At 66.3% G+C, this 15,506-nt stretch carries 17 protein-coding genes; all 17 read right to left on the reverse strand.

Features of this window, described 5'->3' with window-relative positions:
• Positions 1-46 precede the first annotated feature (46 nt).
• Positions 47-1,474: a F0F1 ATP synthase subunit beta gene (gene atpD, locus ACOGXC_RS05685; protein ID WP_419919734.1), complete on the reverse strand. Its 1,428-nt coding sequence runs from the start codon at positions 1,472-1,474 to the stop codon at positions 47-49.
• 8 nt (positions 1,475-1,482) lie between these two features.
• Positions 1,483-2,427 carry a F0F1 ATP synthase subunit gamma gene (locus tag ACOGXC_RS05690; RefSeq protein WP_419919735.1) on the reverse strand — a complete coding sequence of 315 codons (945 nt, stop codon included), beginning with the start codon at positions 2,425-2,427 and terminating at the stop codon, positions 1,483-1,485.
• 78 nt (positions 2,428-2,505) lie between these two features.
• Positions 2,506-4,131, reverse strand: coding sequence for a F0F1 ATP synthase subunit alpha (gene atpA / locus ACOGXC_RS05695; RefSeq protein ID WP_419919736.1), 1,626 nt, complete (start codon positions 4,129-4,131; stop codon positions 2,506-2,508).
• Positions 4,132-4,177: 46 nt separating this feature from the next.
• Positions 4,178-4,705 carry an ATP synthase F1 subunit delta gene (atpH, locus tag ACOGXC_RS05700; RefSeq protein WP_419919737.1) on the reverse strand — a complete coding sequence of 176 codons (528 nt, stop codon included), beginning with the start codon at positions 4,703-4,705 and terminating at the stop codon, positions 4,178-4,180.
• A gap of 67 nt (positions 4,706-4,772) precedes the next feature.
• On the reverse strand, positions 4,773-5,525 hold the full coding sequence (gene atpF / locus ACOGXC_RS05705; RefSeq protein ID WP_419919738.1) for a F0F1 ATP synthase subunit B: 753 nt from the start codon (positions 5,523-5,525) through the stop codon (positions 4,773-4,775).
• Positions 5,522-5,731 carry an ATP synthase F0 subunit C gene (gene atpE / locus ACOGXC_RS05710; protein ID WP_419920023.1) on the reverse strand — a complete coding sequence of 70 codons (210 nt, stop codon included), beginning with the start codon at positions 5,729-5,731 and terminating at the stop codon, positions 5,522-5,524. The genes atpF and atpE overlap by 4 nt, the downstream gene beginning before the upstream one ends.
• 64 nt (positions 5,732-5,795) lie before the next feature.
• Entirely contained in the window at positions 5,796-6,560 is a 765-nt protein-coding gene (gene atpB, locus ACOGXC_RS05715; RefSeq protein ID WP_419919739.1) for a F0F1 ATP synthase subunit A, read from the reverse strand.
• Between the two features lie 91 nt (positions 6,561-6,651).
• Positions 6,652-7,143, reverse strand: coding sequence for an ATP synthase subunit I (locus ACOGXC_RS05720; protein WP_419919740.1), 492 nt, complete (start codon positions 7,141-7,143; stop codon positions 6,652-6,654).
• Positions 7,136-7,423, reverse strand: coding sequence for an AtpZ/AtpI family protein (locus ACOGXC_RS05725; RefSeq protein ID WP_419919741.1), 288 nt, complete (start codon positions 7,421-7,423; stop codon positions 7,136-7,138). Before ACOGXC_RS05725 ends, ACOGXC_RS05720 begins: the two co-directional genes overlap by 8 nt.
• 157 nt (positions 7,424-7,580) lie before the next feature.
• Positions 7,581-8,765, reverse strand: coding sequence for a glycosyltransferase family 4 protein (locus tag ACOGXC_RS05730; RefSeq protein WP_419919742.1), 1,185 nt, complete (start codon positions 8,763-8,765; stop codon positions 7,581-7,583).
• A gap of 38 nt (positions 8,766-8,803) precedes the next feature.
• Positions 8,804-10,060 (reverse strand): serine hydroxymethyltransferase, encoded by a 1,257-nt coding sequence (gene glyA, locus ACOGXC_RS05735; protein WP_419919743.1) that lies wholly within the window; start codon positions 10,058-10,060, stop codon positions 8,804-8,806.
• Positions 10,057-10,539 carry a ribose 5-phosphate isomerase B gene (gene rpiB / locus ACOGXC_RS05740; RefSeq protein ID WP_419919744.1) on the reverse strand — a complete coding sequence of 161 codons (483 nt, stop codon included), beginning with the start codon at positions 10,537-10,539 and terminating at the stop codon, positions 10,057-10,059. The genes glyA and rpiB overlap by 4 nt, the downstream gene beginning before the upstream one ends.
• A 5-nt stretch (positions 10,540-10,544) precedes the next feature.
• Positions 10,545-11,153 carry an L-threonylcarbamoyladenylate synthase gene (locus ACOGXC_RS05745; protein ID WP_419919745.1) on the reverse strand — a complete coding sequence of 203 codons (609 nt, stop codon included), beginning with the start codon at positions 11,151-11,153 and terminating at the stop codon, positions 10,545-10,547.
• On the reverse strand, positions 11,138-12,016 hold the full coding sequence (gene prmC / locus ACOGXC_RS05750; RefSeq protein ID WP_419919746.1) for a peptide chain release factor N(5)-glutamine methyltransferase: 879 nt from the start codon (positions 12,014-12,016) through the stop codon (positions 11,138-11,140). The genes ACOGXC_RS05745 and prmC overlap by 16 nt, the downstream gene beginning before the upstream one ends.
• 76 nt (positions 12,017-12,092) lie before the next feature.
• Positions 12,093-13,160: a peptide chain release factor 1 gene (prfA, locus tag ACOGXC_RS05755; RefSeq protein ID WP_419919747.1), complete on the reverse strand. Its 1,068-nt coding sequence runs from the start codon at positions 13,158-13,160 to the stop codon at positions 12,093-12,095.
• Between the two features lie 56 nt (positions 13,161-13,216).
• Positions 13,217-13,483: a type B 50S ribosomal protein L31 gene (locus ACOGXC_RS05760; protein WP_419919748.1), complete on the reverse strand. Its 267-nt coding sequence runs from the start codon at positions 13,481-13,483 to the stop codon at positions 13,217-13,219.
• 22 nt (positions 13,484-13,505) lie between these two features.
• Positions 13,506-15,335, reverse strand: coding sequence for a transcription termination factor Rho (gene rho, locus ACOGXC_RS05765; RefSeq protein ID WP_419919749.1), 1,830 nt, complete (start codon positions 15,333-15,335; stop codon positions 13,506-13,508).
• Positions 15,336-15,506 lie beyond the last annotated feature (171 nt).

Raw genomic sequence — 15,506 nt, forward strand, 5'->3', positions numbered from 1 at the left:
GGTCGGGTTCCCCTGCCTGCCGATGCTTCGCGTCCCCTGAGCGCCACTAGGCCGCCTGAGCCTCGAGTTCGGCCGCCTTGCGCTGAGCATCCTCGGCCCCGCCGACCATGAAGAACGCCTGCTCGGGCAGGTCGTCCAGTTCACCGCCCACCAGGGCCTCGAACGAGTCCACCGTCTCGGTGACCGGGGTGAATATCCCGCTCAGCCCGGTGAATACCTCGGCCACGAACATGGGCTGGGACAGGAACCGTTGCACCTTGCGGGCCCGGGACACGATCACCTTGTCCTCCTCCGACAGCTCATCCAGACCCAGGATGGCGATGATGTCCTGGAGCTCCTTGTAGCGCTGGAGGATCTCCTGCACCCTGCGGGCCACACGGTAGTGACGGTCACCCACCACCTCGGGAGTGAGAATGGTCGAGGTGGAGGACAGGGGATCGACTGCGGGGTAGATGCCCAGAGCGGCGATGTCCCGGCTCAGCTCGGTGGTGCCGTCGAAGTGGGTGAACGAGGTGAACGGTGCCGGGTCGGTGTAGTCGTCGGCGGGCACGTAGACCGCCTGCAAAGAGGTGATCGACCGGCCTCGAGTCGAGGTGATGCGCTCCTGGAGTTCACCCATCTCGTCGGCCAAGGTGGGCTGGTAACCCACCGCCGATGGCATCCGCCCCAGCAGGGTGGACACCTCCGAGCCGGCCTGGACGAACCGGAAGATGTTGTCGATGAACAGCAGCACATCCTGGTTCTGAACATCCCGGAAGTACTCGGCCATGGTGACCCCGGCCAGGCCCACCCGCAGCCGGACACCGGGGGGTTCGTCCATCTGGCCGAACACGAGGGCGGCCTTGTCCAGAACCCCCGACTCCTCCATCTCCAAAAACAGGTCGGTTCCCTCACGGGTGCGCTCCCCCACACCGGCGAACACCGATACGCCACCGTGCTGGGTGGCCACCCGGTTGATCATCTCGGTGATGAGCACGGTCTTACCCACACCGGCCCCCCCGAATAGGCCGATCTTGCCGCCCTCCTTGTAGGGGGTGAGCAGGTCGATGACCTTGATCCCGGTTTCGAACATGCGGGTGGACGGTTCCAGGGCGGCGAACGCCGGGGCCGGGCGGTGGATCTCCCACTCCTCCTTCACGTCCAGGGTGGCCCGGTCGGTGTCCAGGCACTCCCCCACCACGTTCCACACGTGGCCCAGAGTGACATCGCCCACCGGTACGGTCATGCCCCGGCCGGTGTTGCGCACCACCGTTCCCCGGGTGAGGCCGTCGGTGGGCTTCAGGGCGATGGCCCGAACCCGGCCCTCACCGATCTGCTGGGCCACCTCGGCCTTCACCGTCACGGTCTGCCCGTCCACGTTCACGTCGAACTCGAGGGCGGTGTTGATCTCCGGCAGCGCGTCCGGGGGGAACTCGGCATCGATGACCGGGCCGGCGATGGTGATCACCCGGCCGTCCTTGAGATTCTCCGACATCTTTACTCCTACTGGTTGGTGATGGCAGCGAGGTGATCGGCCATGCTGCCGCCACCTTTTTCTTTTTCTTCCTTGAGGGCCTCGGCCCCGCCCACGATCTCCATGATCTCGGTGGTGATGGCGTCCTGGCGGGCCCGGTTCATGGCCCGGGTGAGCTTGGTGATCAGCTCCTCGGCGTTGTCGGTGGCCGCTTTCATGGCCCGCTGGCGGTTGGCGTGCTCGGAAGCAGCCGCGTCCAGAAGGGCCGAGAAAAGCCGTGACTCCACGTATCGGGGTAGCAGCGACTCGAGTACTCCCTCGGGGGAGGGTTCGAACTCGAATGCGGCCCGCAGCTCTCCCGAGCCGGAGGCGGCGATCACGTCGATGCTCTCCAGCGGCAGGAACCGCCGCACCGCCACCCTTTGGGTGCCGATGGTGAGGAACTCCATGTAGGCCAGGATCACCTCATCGATGTAGCCCGATTCGAATCGGTCGGCCACGATCTCGGCCACCTGGCGGGCATGATCGTAGGTGGGGGTGTCGCTCATGCCGGTGAAAGCCTCGTCGATGCGGTAGTTGCGGAACCGGAAGTAGTCCTGGGCCTTCTTGCCGATGAGGATGAGCGAGTAGTCCTGCCCCTTGGTCTGAGCATCCATCAGCTCTCGCTCGGCGGCCTTGATCACCGAACTGTTGTACGGTCCGGCCAGGCCCCGGTCGGAGGCTATGACCACGAACCCCACCCGCCGCACCGTCTCCCGCCTTTCCAGCAGCGGGTGCGAGGCCTCGGCCCCGCCGGCCGCCACATCCTCGATGATGCTGGTGAGCCTGGTGGAGTAGGGACGGGCGGCGTGGGCCCGCTGCTGGGCCTTGACCACCCGGGTAGCGGCGATGAGCTCCATGGCCCGGGTGATCTTCTTGGTTGACTGCACCGACGAGATTCGCCGGCGAAGCACCCGTTCCTGACCGCCGGCCACGGATCAGTTACCCCCGGGGCGGTTCGCCGCCCACCGACCGGTGCGATCTCGAGCTCGATCTCGACCACGGGCCACGGATCAGCTCTCCTCGGGGCGTTGAATATCGGTTTCGGGGAGGGTGTAGTCGGCATCCACCACCCCCGAGGTGGCTTCGGCCTGGGTCTCGGCGTCGGGTTCATCGCCCTCGGGTTGAACCGACGACTCGAACTGGGAGGCGAAGGCCCCCACCGCGGTTTCCAGTTTCTCCTCGTCCACCGCCCCGGTATCGACCACCTCCGCCAGCAGGTCGGCGTTGCGAGTCCGCACCCACTCCAGCAGTTCGGCCTCGAACCGGGCCACATCCTCCACCGGGATGGTGTCCAGGTAGCCTCGGGTTCCGGCGTACAGCGTCACCACCTGCTCCTCCACCGGCATGGGCGACTGGATGCCCTGCTTGAGCAACTCGGTCAGGCGGTAACCCCGGTCGAGCTGGGCCTGGGACACCGCGTCCAGGTCGGAGCCGAAAGCGGCGAAGGCCTCCAGCTCCCGGAACTGCTGGAGGTCGGCCTTGAGCGTGCCCACGGCGGTTTTCATGGCCTTGATCTGGGCGGCTGAGCCCACCCGGGATACCGAGATGCCCACATCCACTGCCGGCCTCACCCCCGACTTGAACAGGTCGTCCTGCAAGAAGATCTGCCCGTCGGTGATGGAGATCACGTTGGTGGGAATGTAGGCCGATACGTCGCCGGCCTTGGTCTCGATGATGGGCAGCGCGGTCAGCGAGCCCGCCCCCCGCTCGTCGCTCAGCTTGGCCGCCCGCTCGAGCAGCCGGCTGTGCAGGTAGAAAACGTCGCCGGGGTAGGCCTCCCGGCCCGGAGGGCGGCGCAGCAGCAGCGCCATCTGGCGGTAGGACTCGGCCTGCTTGGACAGGTCGTCGTACACCGCCAGGGCGTGGCCGCCGTTGTCCATCCAGTGCTGGCCCATGGCGCAGCCGGCGTAGGGAGCCAGGTACTTGAACGGGGCCGGGTCGGAGGCGGGAGCCACCACCACCACCGTGTATTCCATGGCCCCCCGCTGGGTCAGGGTGGCCACCGCTTGGGCCACGGTGGAGGCCTTCTGGCCTATGGCCACGTAGATGCACTTAACGCCCTGGCCCTTCTGGTTCAAGATGGTGTCCAGGGCCACGGTGGTCTTGCCCGTCTTGCGGTCGCCGATGATCAGCTCCCGCTGGCCCCGACCGATGGGGATGAGCGAGTCGATGGCCTTGATGCCGGTCTGGATGGGTTCGTGCACCGGCTTGCGTCCGGTTATACCGGGGGCCTGCACCTCCATGCGGCGGGTTTCGGCCCCGACGATGGGGCCCTTGCCGTCCACCGGCTCACCGAGGGCGTTCACCACCCGGCCCAGAAGAGCGTCACCCACCGGAACCGACAGGATGTCCCCGGTGGAACGGACTGCCTGGCCCTCCTCGATCTCGTCCACCTCGCCGAGCACCACCGCGCCGATGGAGTCCTCGTCCAGGTTCAGGGCCAAACCGATCATGCCGTTCTCAAACTCGAGCATCTCGTTCACCGCCGCTCCGGGAAGCCCGGAGATACGGGCGATGCCGTCGCCCACCTCGGTGATCCGACCCACCCGGGCCTGCTCGACCTTGGGCTGGAAACCCTCCAGGTTGCGGCGGATGGCCTCCGCGATGGCGCTGGTCTCGATGGTCAGCTCAGCCATTGCTCTCCTCGGTAGGAAACGTTCATCGAATTCATCGGCCCGAGGATCACTGGAACGAGTCCCGGAGCTGGTTCAGGCGGTTGCGCACCGATCCGTCTATGACCTCATCACCAATGGTGGTGATCACGCCCCCCATGACGTTGGGATCCACCACCACTTTGATGTCCACCCGGTGGCCGGTCGCGGCACCGAGGGCGGCGGCCAGCCGCTCGGTCTGGTCCTCGGTGAGCGCCACCGCGGCTCGTACCTCGGCCACCGAGCGACCCCGGTCGCGGGCGTTTTGCTCCACCGCCTCCCGGGCAATGCCGCCCAGGTCGGAGGACCGCCCCGCCGCCACGATCATGGATGCCACAGCGATGGTGGTGTCCGATGCCCGGTCGCCCAGCAGGTCCTCCACGATCTGCTGGCGGCGGGCCGCGGGAATCTGCCGGTCCGAAAGAGTCATGCGCAGCTCGTCGGAGCTCTCCAAAGCCCGGGCCACCCGGAACAGCTCGTCGGACACCACGTCGAGGTTGCCCTCGGCGCGGGCCACCGCAGCCACGGCATCGGCGTAGCCGGCAGACCGATCGCTCATGGCCACCTGCTGGTTCGCGCCCACGCGGGCGATGGCCCGCCCCAGTCTTGTCGCTGCCTTATCATCGCTACTGGTTAGCGCCCACGCGGGCGATGTAGTCGTCGACCAGTTGACGCTGGGTCTCGGGGTCCTCCAGGGTGCGGCCCAAAACGGCCTCGGCCGCGCCCAGGGCGATGTCGGACACCTCCGACTGCAAGTCGGCTATGGCCTGCCGCTTGGAGGCTTCGGCATCGGCGGCGGCCCGTTCCCGCATCTCGGCGATGTCGGCCTCGGCTCGAGCCTGAAGGTCGGCCCGTACCGAGGCTGCCTGGTTGCGGGCCTCCTCCACGATACGGGCGGCCTCGGCCTTGGCATCGGCCAGCTCCGCCTCGTAGCGAGCCTTCACCTCGGCGGCTTCGTCCTTTTGCCGGTCGGCATCGTCGAGAGCCCCCTGAATGCGCGCGGCCCGCTGGTCCATGAGGTTCTTCACCACCGGGAACAGCTTCCAGCGCATCAGGAGGAGGAGTACAACGAACGCTGCCCCGCCCCAGATGATCTCGGTAACCTCGGGGATGATCGGGTTGGGGGCCTCAAGGCAGCCCTCGAGATCCTCCTCGAACTTCTCCTTGAGTTCCTTGGCCTGCTCGTCACCCGCCTTGTACTGGTCTTTCAGGTTCTTGACCGCGGTAAACCCCTCGCCGTCGATACCGGTGAACCGGGCCTCGCCCAGTTCGTCGAAGACGCAGGAACCGACCGTTTCTCCGGCAGCGCCGGCCGCCGACGCGCTGAGCGCGACCACGGCCACCACCATGGCGACCGCGGCTCCAAGCCGCCGGTTCATGGGAGCAGGAGGATGAAGACGACGAAACCGATCAGGGCCAGCGCCTCGGTGAAGGCGATGCCCAAGAACATTGTGGTCCGGGCCACACCGGCCGACTCGGGCTGGCGAGCCATGGCGGTAATGGCGTTGCCGACCACGGTACCGATACCGATACCGGGGCCGATTGCGGCCAAGCCATAGCCGAGACCGGCGCCGATGGCCTTCAGTCCCTCGAGGAACTCGCCGGCTTCGGTGGCCGACTGGGCAAGGATGGAAAGCAAGGTGTTTCTCCTAATGCTCGGGGTGTAGTGATCCACCGATGTACACGGCGGTGAGAATGGTGAAGATGAAGGCTTGCAGGGCCGATACGAATATCTCGAACCCGGTCAGCAGTATCAGGGCGGCGAAGGGCAGCACCGCCGGCAGGTATCCCGTGCCCCACAGGGCGGCCGACAGCACCGCAAAGGTCACCAGCAGGAGGTGGCCGGCCACCATGTTGGCCCATAACCGGATGGCCAGCGACAGCGGCCGGATCAGCAGGATCTGAAGCAGCTCGATGGGGGCCACCAGGATGTAAAGCGGCTTGGGCACCCCCGGCGGGAAAATCGCACCCTTGAAGTATGTACCCAATCCCTGGGCCCTGATGCCCACGTAGTGGTAGATGGCCCACACCACCAGGGCGAGCGCCAGGGGGATGGCCATTCGGGAGTTGGCGGGGAACTGGATGAACGGTATGACCTCAAAAATGTTGCTGAAGAGTATGAAGAAGAACAGCGTGGTCAAAAAGGGTAGGTACCGGCGGCCCTCAGGACCGATGGTTTGCATGATGATGCTGTTCTCGACAAATTCGATACCGGTTTCGACCACCGTCTGGGTGCCGGTTGGCACCAGTGACCGCCGCCGGCCGGCAGCCCAGAACAATCCGGCGGTCAGCACTAGCGAGGCCAGGTAGATCAACCCGGTCTTGTTCAGCGCCAGCGGTGTGTCCTGGAACAAGATGTCGGGCCAGTTGAACAGTTGCGAGACCGGAGGGAACTCCAGGGCGAACACGGTCATCGGCTAAACCCTGCCCACTTATTAAACCGGCTTATCAGCCGCCTTATCCACCGCACCACCCGGCTCGGGACTGGCAGGAACTTCGAGATGTTCACGAGCGGGCTCCTTGCGGCTTCAAGCCGGGGTAAGCGAGCGACATTGAGACGTACCGGGTCTCCCAGACAAGCAGAACAATATGGGCTGCCACCAGGGTTATGACAAATGGGAGCGCCTCGAACCAGCCGGTATTCCTCACCAGGAAGTAGGCCCCGGTGAGAATGCCCAGCCGCACGAAGTAGCCCCCCAGCACGCCGGCCAGCAGCACAGTGGGGGAAATCCGTACCGACCAGGTGATCAGCGAGGCAGCCAGCCAGAAGTTGATCAGGATCAGGCCCAGGGCATAGCCGCTCGACCACAGTCCGTCGAGACCCCACGCCCCGGCGCAGGCCCCGACCAGAACCGGGCCGCCGATCACCCCTCGCCTGATGATGTCGCGAGCTACGGCCTGCTCGGGGTTCTGCTGGTTTACGGCCCGCTCGGGGTTCTGCTGGTTTACGGCCCGCTGGTCGGTCCGGTCGGTCGGCGCAGCCGAGCGTTCAGCCATCGGTGGCCTCCGAATTGGGCGAATGGGAAGCGACCCGGCGGCTGGGCAGGTTGCGGTCGTAGATATCCATACGGGCGCTGTAGGTTCTCATGGCTTTCCAACCGGCATAAACCGCAGTGAACAGGCCCAGCGCCAGGGTGAACGCCGGCCCGGTGCCCAGCGCCCTGTCGATGAGCCAACCGAAAAAGGCGAACAGGGCAGGGGTGGCCACCAGCTCAAAGGCTATGGATAGGGCATCCCCCGCGCTCTGGGGGTTGTTGGGTTGGCGATTCTGCGTCATTGCAGTGGGCACGTGGTGGGCCTTTGGTAGACGGTCCGACCTCGCCGAAATAGTTTCGCGAACCGCCCCGTGAGGACAAATCATGAGCCACCTCTGATCATGAATAACCATGAGGATCGGACCATGTTGCGACGCGTTGGGGCCGGTTGATCACCGATCATGGGGTGCGGCGGCGCAGGATGGGGTGGAACACCGTGTAGAGCATCAGCACCAGCACCGCGGCTGCCGGCACCACGATTGCTTCGCCCCCTCCGGCGTAGGTGGGGTACAGCACCAGGGTGGACATCAGGGCGGTGAACAGCCACAGGATCAGCACGCTGCGGCGGTGCCCGTGGCCCAGGCTCATCAATCGATGGTGCAGGTGCTCCTTGTCGGGGGTGGTGAGGCTGGTCCGGGCCCGGGTTCGCCGGAGCACCGCCCACAGCACATCCACTACCGGCACTGCCAGGATGATCAGCGGGATGAGCATGGGGGCGAACAAGAAATAGGTCTGGCCGGCGAAGGGCTCGCTGCTGCGCCCCCCCACCGAAACGGTGGAAGCGGCCAGCAGCGTGCCCAAGAACAACGCCCCGCCATCGCCCATGAAGATGCGAGCCCGGTGGAAGTTGTGGGGCAGAAAGCCCACCGCCACCCCGCCGGCGGTGATGGCCACCAGCGGACCGATGTTGTTGGGCAGCAGAACCTCGTCGTCGGTGAGCTTGACGGAGTACACGAAGAAGGTGATCCCGGCGATGGCCACGATGCCCGCGGCCAGGCCATCGAGGCCGTCGATGAGGTTGATGGCGTTGACGATGGCCACCAGCCACAGCACCGTGATCAAAAAGGCGAGGTCCTGGGACAGGATGAGGGCTCCCACCACCGGCAGGCGCAGGTTCAGCACGGTCACCCCGGTGAACGACAGAATGCTGCCGGCCAGCACCATGGATGCCACCTTGGCCGGGGCCGACATTTCCCGGACGTCGTCGTAGGTGCCGAACGCAATCATCACCAACCCGGCGATGACGATGCCCACGGCCTCGGAGGCGGCTGCGAAAACCACATCGAAGTCGTCCAGCAGCCAGGCCACGCCCATGGCCGACAGGAAACCGGTGAACATGGCCACCCCGCCGAGCAGAGCGGTGGATCGCTCGTGGATCCGGCGGGCATCGGGTTCCACCATGAAATCCCAGCGCTCGCTGATCCGGCGTACCACCGGAGTGATCACCAGCGTGACCCCGGCGGCTACCGCGAAGACCGTGAGGTAGCTGCCGATCCCGGGGGACATCGCGAAGACCGTGAGGTAGCTGCCGATCCCGGGGGATATCGCGAACACCGTGAGGTCGCTGCCGATCCCGGGGGACATCGCGCTTGCCGGTTCCGGCCTCGATGTTTATGCCGCGCTTATACCGCGGGCGGGTAGGGGGTGAACCGCTGGCAGAGATCGTTGACCTCGGCTCGAACTTCGGCCACCACGCCCTCGTCGTCGCGCTGGCGCAGGGTCCGGCCGATCATCCCCGCAATGGTGCCCATTTCCTCGGGGCCCATGCCCTGGGTGGTGGTGGCCGGGGTGCCGATCCGTACCCCGCTGGTCACGAACGGGGATCGGGGGTCGTCGGGCACGGTGTTCTTGTTCAGGGTTATGCCCGCCCGGTCGAGCACCTCCTGGGCAACCTTGCCGGTGAGGTCGGGATCGAAGGCCCGAAAATCCACCAGCAACAGGTGATTGTCGCTGCCCCCGGAAACCAGGCGGAAACCCTCCCGGGCCAGTCCCGCCACCAGTTCCCCACTGTTTTTCACGATTCGGGCTGTGTAGCCGGCGAACTCGGGGGTGGTGGCCTCGCCGAAGGCCACCGCCTTGGCGGCGATGACGTGCTCCAAGGGACCGCCCTGGAGCCCCGGGAACAAGGCCTTGTCCACCGCCGGAGCCAGTTCCTGGGTGCACAGGATGGTCCCGCCCCGGGGGCCGCGCAGGGTCTTGTGGGTGGTGAAGGTGACAATATCGCAATGGGGTACCGGGTTGGGATGGACACCACCGGCGATCAGCCCGGCAATGTGCGCGGCGTCGAACATGAACAGGGCCCCCACCTCGTCGGCGATGGCGCGGAAGGGTTCCGGGTCGATGATCCGGGGATAGGCGGTGGCACCGGCCACGATCAGCTTGGGCCGGTGCTCGTGGGCCAGGTCGCGAACCTGGTCGTAGTCGATGCGCTCGTCGCTGGGGGTCACGCCGTAGGCCACGAACCGGTAGGTGCGACCACTGATGTTCACCGGGGAGCCGTGGGTGAGGTGGCCACCGTGGTCCAGGCTCATACCCAGCACCGTGTCGCCCGCCTCCAGGACGGCCAGGTAGGCGGCTACGTTGGCGTTGGCTCCCGAATGGGGTTGCACATTGGCGTGATCGGCCCCGAACAGGGACACGGCCCGCTGCCGGGCAATGGATTCCACCTCGTCGATCACCATGTTGCCGCCGTAGTAGCGGCGTCCGGGGTACCCCTCGCTGTACTTGTTCGTAAGCACCGACCCGGTGGCGGCCAGAACCGCGGGCGAAGCGAAGTTCTCCGATGCGATGAGCTGAACGGTGGTGTTCTGGCGCTCCACCTCCCGGTGGATCATCTCGAACACCGGGTCGTCGCTGCTGTCCGGCCAGATCATGGTCATCCTTCTCCCTCGGACTCCGGTGTGCCCTTGGGCCCGGGCAGCAGGGCGTTTATTTTTGCCACCCGGGGAGCATGGCGACCTTCCTCGAATGCGGTGTCGAGGAAGGTTTCCAGGGCCTCCCGGGCCAGTTCGGGGCCAATGAGCCGCTCCCCCAGGCAGATCACGTTGGCATCGTTGTGGGCCCGGGTGAGCCGGGCCGAGGTCACGTCGTGCACCGTGGCCGCCCGCACGCCGGGCACCTTGTTGGCCGCCATGGCGATTCCGATGCCCGTACCGCACACACATAGCCCCATCTCGACCTCCCCGGCGGCCACCTTGCGGGCCACGGCCTCCCCGTAGTCGGGATAGTCCACCCGGTCGGGGCCGTGGGTACCGCAGTCGATGACCTCGTGCCCGCCGGCCCGCAGATGGTTCACCAGCTCATCCTTCAGCCGCACTCCGGCGTGGTCCGCTCCGGCGGCGATTCGCTTCACGACCATCAAACCTATCCCCCGCCGGCGACACTTCGGACGGCATTAGCCGAGATCGCGCCTTCCCGCAGCACGGTGAGCCCGGCCTCGGTGACCTCCACAACGGTGGATGGCGGGGATTGGCATCGGCCACCGTCGATTACCAGACTCACCGCCCCGAACGCGCCGGCCGCCGCCGCGGCGGTGTGAGGGGTCGGCTGCCCGCTCAGGTTGGCGCTGCTGGTGGTTATCGGGCCGACCTCTGCCGCCAGGGCCCGCACCAGGGGGTGATCGGGGCAGCGCACGCCACAGCCGTCCTGAACAATGGTGAGCGCGCCGGGCCAGAACCTCTCCATGAGTCGCCGGGTGGGGGGAAGGGGATCGAACAGTTCCCCGGCATCGGCGGCTCGGGCCACCAGCACGGCCACCGCCTTGTCGGGGGGGCGGTGCTTGAGCTCGAACAGCAGCTCCACATTCTCGGGCAGAACGGCCAGCCCGTACACGGTATCGGTGGGGATCACCACTGCCCTTCCGGCTCGCAGCTCCGCAACGACCATTCCTATTGCCCCGTCGGCATCGCTTTTCACCATTGTTTGCGATCCGGGTTTTATTGCATTGCCGGCCATTCCTACCGGCTCCGGCATTGCAGTACGCGGTCCCGGCCGGTCAGGTCGGGGTGGATAGCCTCAACCTCCAGGCCGGCGGCTCGGGCCAGCGACGAGGCGGTGCCCATCTGGTCGGGGGACAGCTCCAGCAGTACCGATCCCCCCGAGCTCAACCAGCGGGAGGCCCCGGCCAGAATCCGGCGGGTGCCGTCCAGACCGTCGGGGCCGCCCCGCAGGGCCAGAGCCGGCTCCCAGCCGGCCACTTCGGGGGGCAGCGCATCCTCGTCGCCCACATAGGGGGGGTTGCTCACCACCACATCAACCGTCGAGGCCAGGCACTCGGGCAGGGCCTCGTACCAAGACCCCTGATACACCGACACCCTCACCGCCGCTCTGCCCAGCCCGGCCAGATTGGCTCGGGCCACGGCCAGGGCATCGGTGGAGACATCGGTCAGCACCACCTGGGCCGCCTTGCACTCCGCGGCCACGGCCAGGCCCACCGCTCCGCTGCCGGTACCCAGGTCCACGACCAGACCGCCGGGAGGATCCCTGCGTTCCAGCTCGGCTATGAGCAGGCCGGCCAGCGTCTCGGTCTCGGGTCGGGGGATGAGCACCGAGGGGTTGACGATCAGGTCCAAACCCCGAAACCCCCAACGGCCCAGCACGTACTGGAGCGGTTGGCCCGCCAGCCTGCGGGCCACCATCGAATCCAGGCGGGCCGCCTGTCCCCGGGTGGCTGCTTGGGTAAGGCCCCGGTAGTACTCCGAGCCCTCGTAGCCCGATGCCTGTTCCACCAGGCGGCGAGCCTGGACCTGCGCTCCGGCCACCCTGGCCCTCTCGAGACGGTGGGCGGTCTCGGCGGCAATGGCACCCCAGGTAACCGTGCCGGTGGTCGGGCTCACGATCCGACCTGCTCAGAATCCGACCTGCTCAGAATCCGACCCGTTCACGGTCCGACCAGCTCATGATCCGACCTGCTCAGAATCCGACCAGGTTGTCCTGGCGCTCTGCGTCGGCCAGGGCGTCCACAACCTCGTCCAGGTTTCCGGCCAGGATGCGGTCCAGCTTGTACAGGGTGAGGCCGATTCGGTGATCGGAGACCCGGTTCTCCTTGAAGTTGTAGGTGCGTATCTTCTCCGAGCGGCCACCTCCGCCCACCTGGCCCCGGCGCTGCTCCGACAGCTCGTCCTGGCGGCGCTGCTCCTCGGCCTGAAGCAGCCGGGCCCGCAGGACGGCCATGGCCTTGTTGCGGTTCTGAAGCTGGCTCTTCTCGTCCTGCATGGACACCACCATCCCGGTGGGTTTGTGAGTGATGCGCACCGCCGAGTCGGTGGTGTTCACCGATTGCCCGCCCGGCCCCGAGGACCGGTAGACATCAATCTGGAGATCCTTCTCGTCAATGTGGATCTCCACCTCCTCGGCTTCGGGCAGCACCGACACGGTGGCGGAGGAAGTGTGCACCCGCCCCTGAGACTCGGTGGCCGGTACCCGCTGCACTCTATGAGGCCCCCCCTCGTACTTCATCCGGCGCCAAACGTTGTCGCCCCGCAGCATGAACACCACATCGGTGTAGCCCCCCATATCGGAACTCCGGGCGTTCATCATCTCCAGCTTCCAACGGTTCAAACCGGCATAGGCCTCGTACATGGCAAACAGGTCGCGAGCGAACAGGTTGGCCTCCTCGCCCCCCTCGGCTCCCTTGATTTCCACGATCACGTTCTTGCCGTCGTTGGGATCGGTCGGGATCATCAGATCGGCCAGCTCGGCCTCCAGGGTGGAGACCGCTTCGGTGGTGGTTCGGATCTCGGCCTCCAGCAGGTTCCGCTCGCCGGCATCGGCCTCGGCCAGCATCTCGGTGGCCACCGCTATGTCCTCGCGGTGCCCCAACAGTTCCCGGATGCGGGTGGCCCTGGGCTCGAGTTGCTTGTAGCGCCGGGCGGCAACGGCATACCCATCCCTATCGGCCAGCAGTTCGGGATCGCCCAACCGTGCCTCCAACTGGGCGAACTCCGCCTCGATCTCCTCGTAGGTGGAACGGGCCTGCATGGCTCCAAGCTACCGCCGGGCCGGGAACAGTATGGAAAGGGTGGGGGCGCGCCCGGTCAGCTCTGGCGGGGGGCGCGCTTGCGGTGGCCGTAGCGGCGCTCGAAGCGCTCGACCCGTCCCGCAGTGTCCACGATGGTCATCTGGCCGGTGAAGAACGGGTGGCTGGCGCTGGAGATGCCCACCTTGGCCAGGGGGTACTCGTTGCCGTCCTCCCACACCACCGTCTCGGTGGTGTCAATGGTGGATCGGGTGAGGATGGATGTGCCGGCGGAGGTGTCCTGGAACACCACCATTCGGTACTCGGGATGGATGTCGGGTTTCATGTTCCTCCTAGTGGCCCCGGCCTCATACCCCGGCGGGACCCTTGGCTACCTCCTCCAGGAAGGCATCATTGTTGGGAAAGGTTCGCAGCCGGTCGATCAGCAGTTCCAGTCCGGCGGCCCCGCCCCCGTTGCCGTCACTGGAGATGCCGTTGAGCACCCGGCGCAGCTTCCACACCTGCTGGAGCTTGCGCCGCTCAAACAGCAGCTCCTCGTGGCGGGTGGATGAGGCATCGACGTTGATGGCCGGGTAGATGCGCCGCTCGGCGATGTGCCGGTCGAGGCGCAGCTCCATGTTGCCGGTGCCCTTGAACTCCTCGAAGATCACCTCGTCCATCCGGGAGCCGGTCTCCACCAGTGCGGTGGCCAGGATGGTGAGCGAGCCGCCCTCCTCCACGTTGCGAGCCGCCCCGAAGAACTTCTTGGGCGGGTACAGGGCCCCGGTGTCGATACCGCCGGACATGATGCGGCCGGTAGCCGGTGCCGCCAGGTTGTAGGCCCTCGACAGGCGGGTGATGCCGTCCAGGATTATCACCACGTCCTCGCCCCGCTCGACCATGCGCTTGGCCCGTTCGATGGTCATCTCCGCCACCTGGGTGTGCTCGTCGGCCGGCCGGTCGAAGGTGGACGCAGCCACCTCGCCCCGCAGCAGCCAGCGCCGCATGTCGGTAACCTCCTCGGGCCGCTCGTCCACCAGCAGCACCAGCAGGTGCACCTCGGGATTGTTGAGTTCGATGGACCGGGCAATCTCCTTCATGATCGTGGTCTTGCCCGCTTTGGGAGGGGACACGATCAGGCCGCGCTGACCCTTGCCGATGGGTGACAGGAGATCGATGATCCGGCAGGTCATGTTGGTGGGGTCGTCGTCTCGCTCCAGCCGCAGTTTCTGGTCGGGGAAAAGCGGGGTGAGATCCTCGAATCGAGGCCGTTTCCTGCTGGACTCGGGTGGCTGTTCGTTGACGCTGTCGATTTGCAGGATGGCCGGGTTCTTCTCGTTGCGGGTGGCCGGCCGGCAGTCACCGGTTATGAGGTCGCCCTTGCGGAGCCCGAACTGGCGTACCTGCTTGACCGATACGTAGGCGTCATCCCTGCTGGGGTGGAAACCTTTGGTCCGCAGGAAGCCGTAGCCGTCTTCCCTCAGATCCAGGTAGCCGGAGATGGCGATGGGATCACCGGTCCAGGGTTCCTCCGGACGATCCCGGTCGTTGCGGCCTCGCCCCCGGCGGCGGCGACGGTTACCGGCTTCGGGTTGGTCGTCGGATTGGCGCGATCTGTCCTGGCGGTCATCGCGGTCCTGGTTGTTGCGCGATCTGTCCTGGCGGTCCTCGCGGTCGCGGTCCTGGTTGTTGCGGGGGTGGTCTTCGCGGTCGCGGTTGTCGCGGTCCTGGTTGTTGCGGGGGTGGGGAGTTGGTCTCTCGCCCGCTTTGTCCGGTTGATCTCGGCTTTCGGGGCTGCTTCTGGCTGCTCCCCTTCGGGTTCCCCGGTGCTTGACTCGGCGGCAGCCGGCTCCGGGAATGCGCTCGGCTCGGCCTCTTCCCCGGTACTGCTGCGCTGATCCCGGCTGCTTTCCTCCTGCTTCGCGATCCGGATCGGGGCGGGGCCGTCCCCATTGCCGGTCGGGTCCGGCCCGGCACCATCGGGACCGATACCGGCGAGGTCGAGGATCAGATCCACGATCTCGGCCTTGCGAGCCTTGCCATCGGGTCGCCCGCCCATGGCTCTGGCAATGATCTGGAGCTGTGCCCGGTCCTTGCGTTGAAGTTTGGACCGAGAGAGCCCAGTGGTTTCTACGCTCACGATTCTCCCTTGAACATGAATCACTTATGTGCGTTGCTCGCGCTTGCGGGTAACACAATCCGAACAGCCGTTCACCGCCGGGACGCTGACAATAGGAATGTCGAAATCGACCAGGAGGTCAGAAGGCTTAGCCTGAGGTTGCGGGCATTAGCGAAACCTCAACGCCGGTTACCTTACACCAATCCTCGACTCCGGGCAACATTCCGGCTTTGCCATCCCGATTTTACCA

The sequence above is a fragment of the Candidatus Poriferisocius sp. genome (assembly GCF_965202595.1).
GTDB lineage: Bacteria > Actinomycetota > Acidimicrobiia > Acidimicrobiales > Bin134 > Poriferisocius.

Coding starts and splice junctions, on each gene's coding strand:
- ACOGXC_RS05760 (WP_419919748.1), bottom strand. CDS start 13,483: ATGAAACCCGACATCCATCCCGAGTACCGAATGGTGGTGTTCCAGGAC.
- ACOGXC_RS05730 (WP_419919742.1), bottom strand. CDS start 8,765: ATGTCCCCCGGGATCGGCAGCGACCTCACGGTGTTCGCGATATCCCCC.
- atpA (WP_419919736.1), bottom strand. CDS start 4,131: ATGGCTGAGCTGACCATCGAGACCAGCGCCATCGCGGAGGCCATCCGC.
- ACOGXC_RS05720 (WP_419919740.1), bottom strand. CDS start 7,143: ATGGCTGAACGCTCGGCTGCGCCGACCGACCGGACCGACCAGCGGGCC.
- ACOGXC_RS05725 (WP_419919741.1), bottom strand. CDS start 7,423: ATGACGCAGAATCGCCAACCCAACAACCCCCAGAGCGCGGGGGATGCC.
- atpD (WP_419919734.1), bottom strand. CDS start 1,474: ATGTCGGAGAATCTCAAGGACGGCCGGGTGATCACCATCGCCGGCCCG.
- atpF (WP_419919738.1), bottom strand. CDS start 5,525: ATGAACCGGCGGCTTGGAGCCGCGGTCGCCATGGTGGTGGCCGTGGTC.
- ACOGXC_RS05745 (WP_419919745.1), bottom strand. CDS start 11,153: ATGCCGGAGCCGGTAGGAATGGCCGGCAATGCAATAAAACCCGGATCG.
- atpH (WP_419919737.1), bottom strand. CDS start 4,705: ATGAGCGATCGGTCTGCCGGCTACGCCGATGCCGTGGCTGCGGTGGCC.
- prfA (WP_419919747.1), bottom strand. CDS start 13,160: ATGCAGGCCCGTTCCACCTACGAGGAGATCGAGGCGGAGTTCGCCCAG.
- atpB (WP_419919739.1), bottom strand. CDS start 6,560: ATGACCGTGTTCGCCCTGGAGTTCCCTCCGGTCTCGCAACTGTTCAAC.
- glyA (WP_419919743.1), bottom strand. CDS start 10,060: ATGACCATGATCTGGCCGGACAGCAGCGACGACCCGGTGTTCGAGATG.
- rpiB (WP_419919744.1), bottom strand. CDS start 10,539: ATGGTCGTGAAGCGAATCGCCGCCGGAGCGGACCACGCCGGAGTGCGG.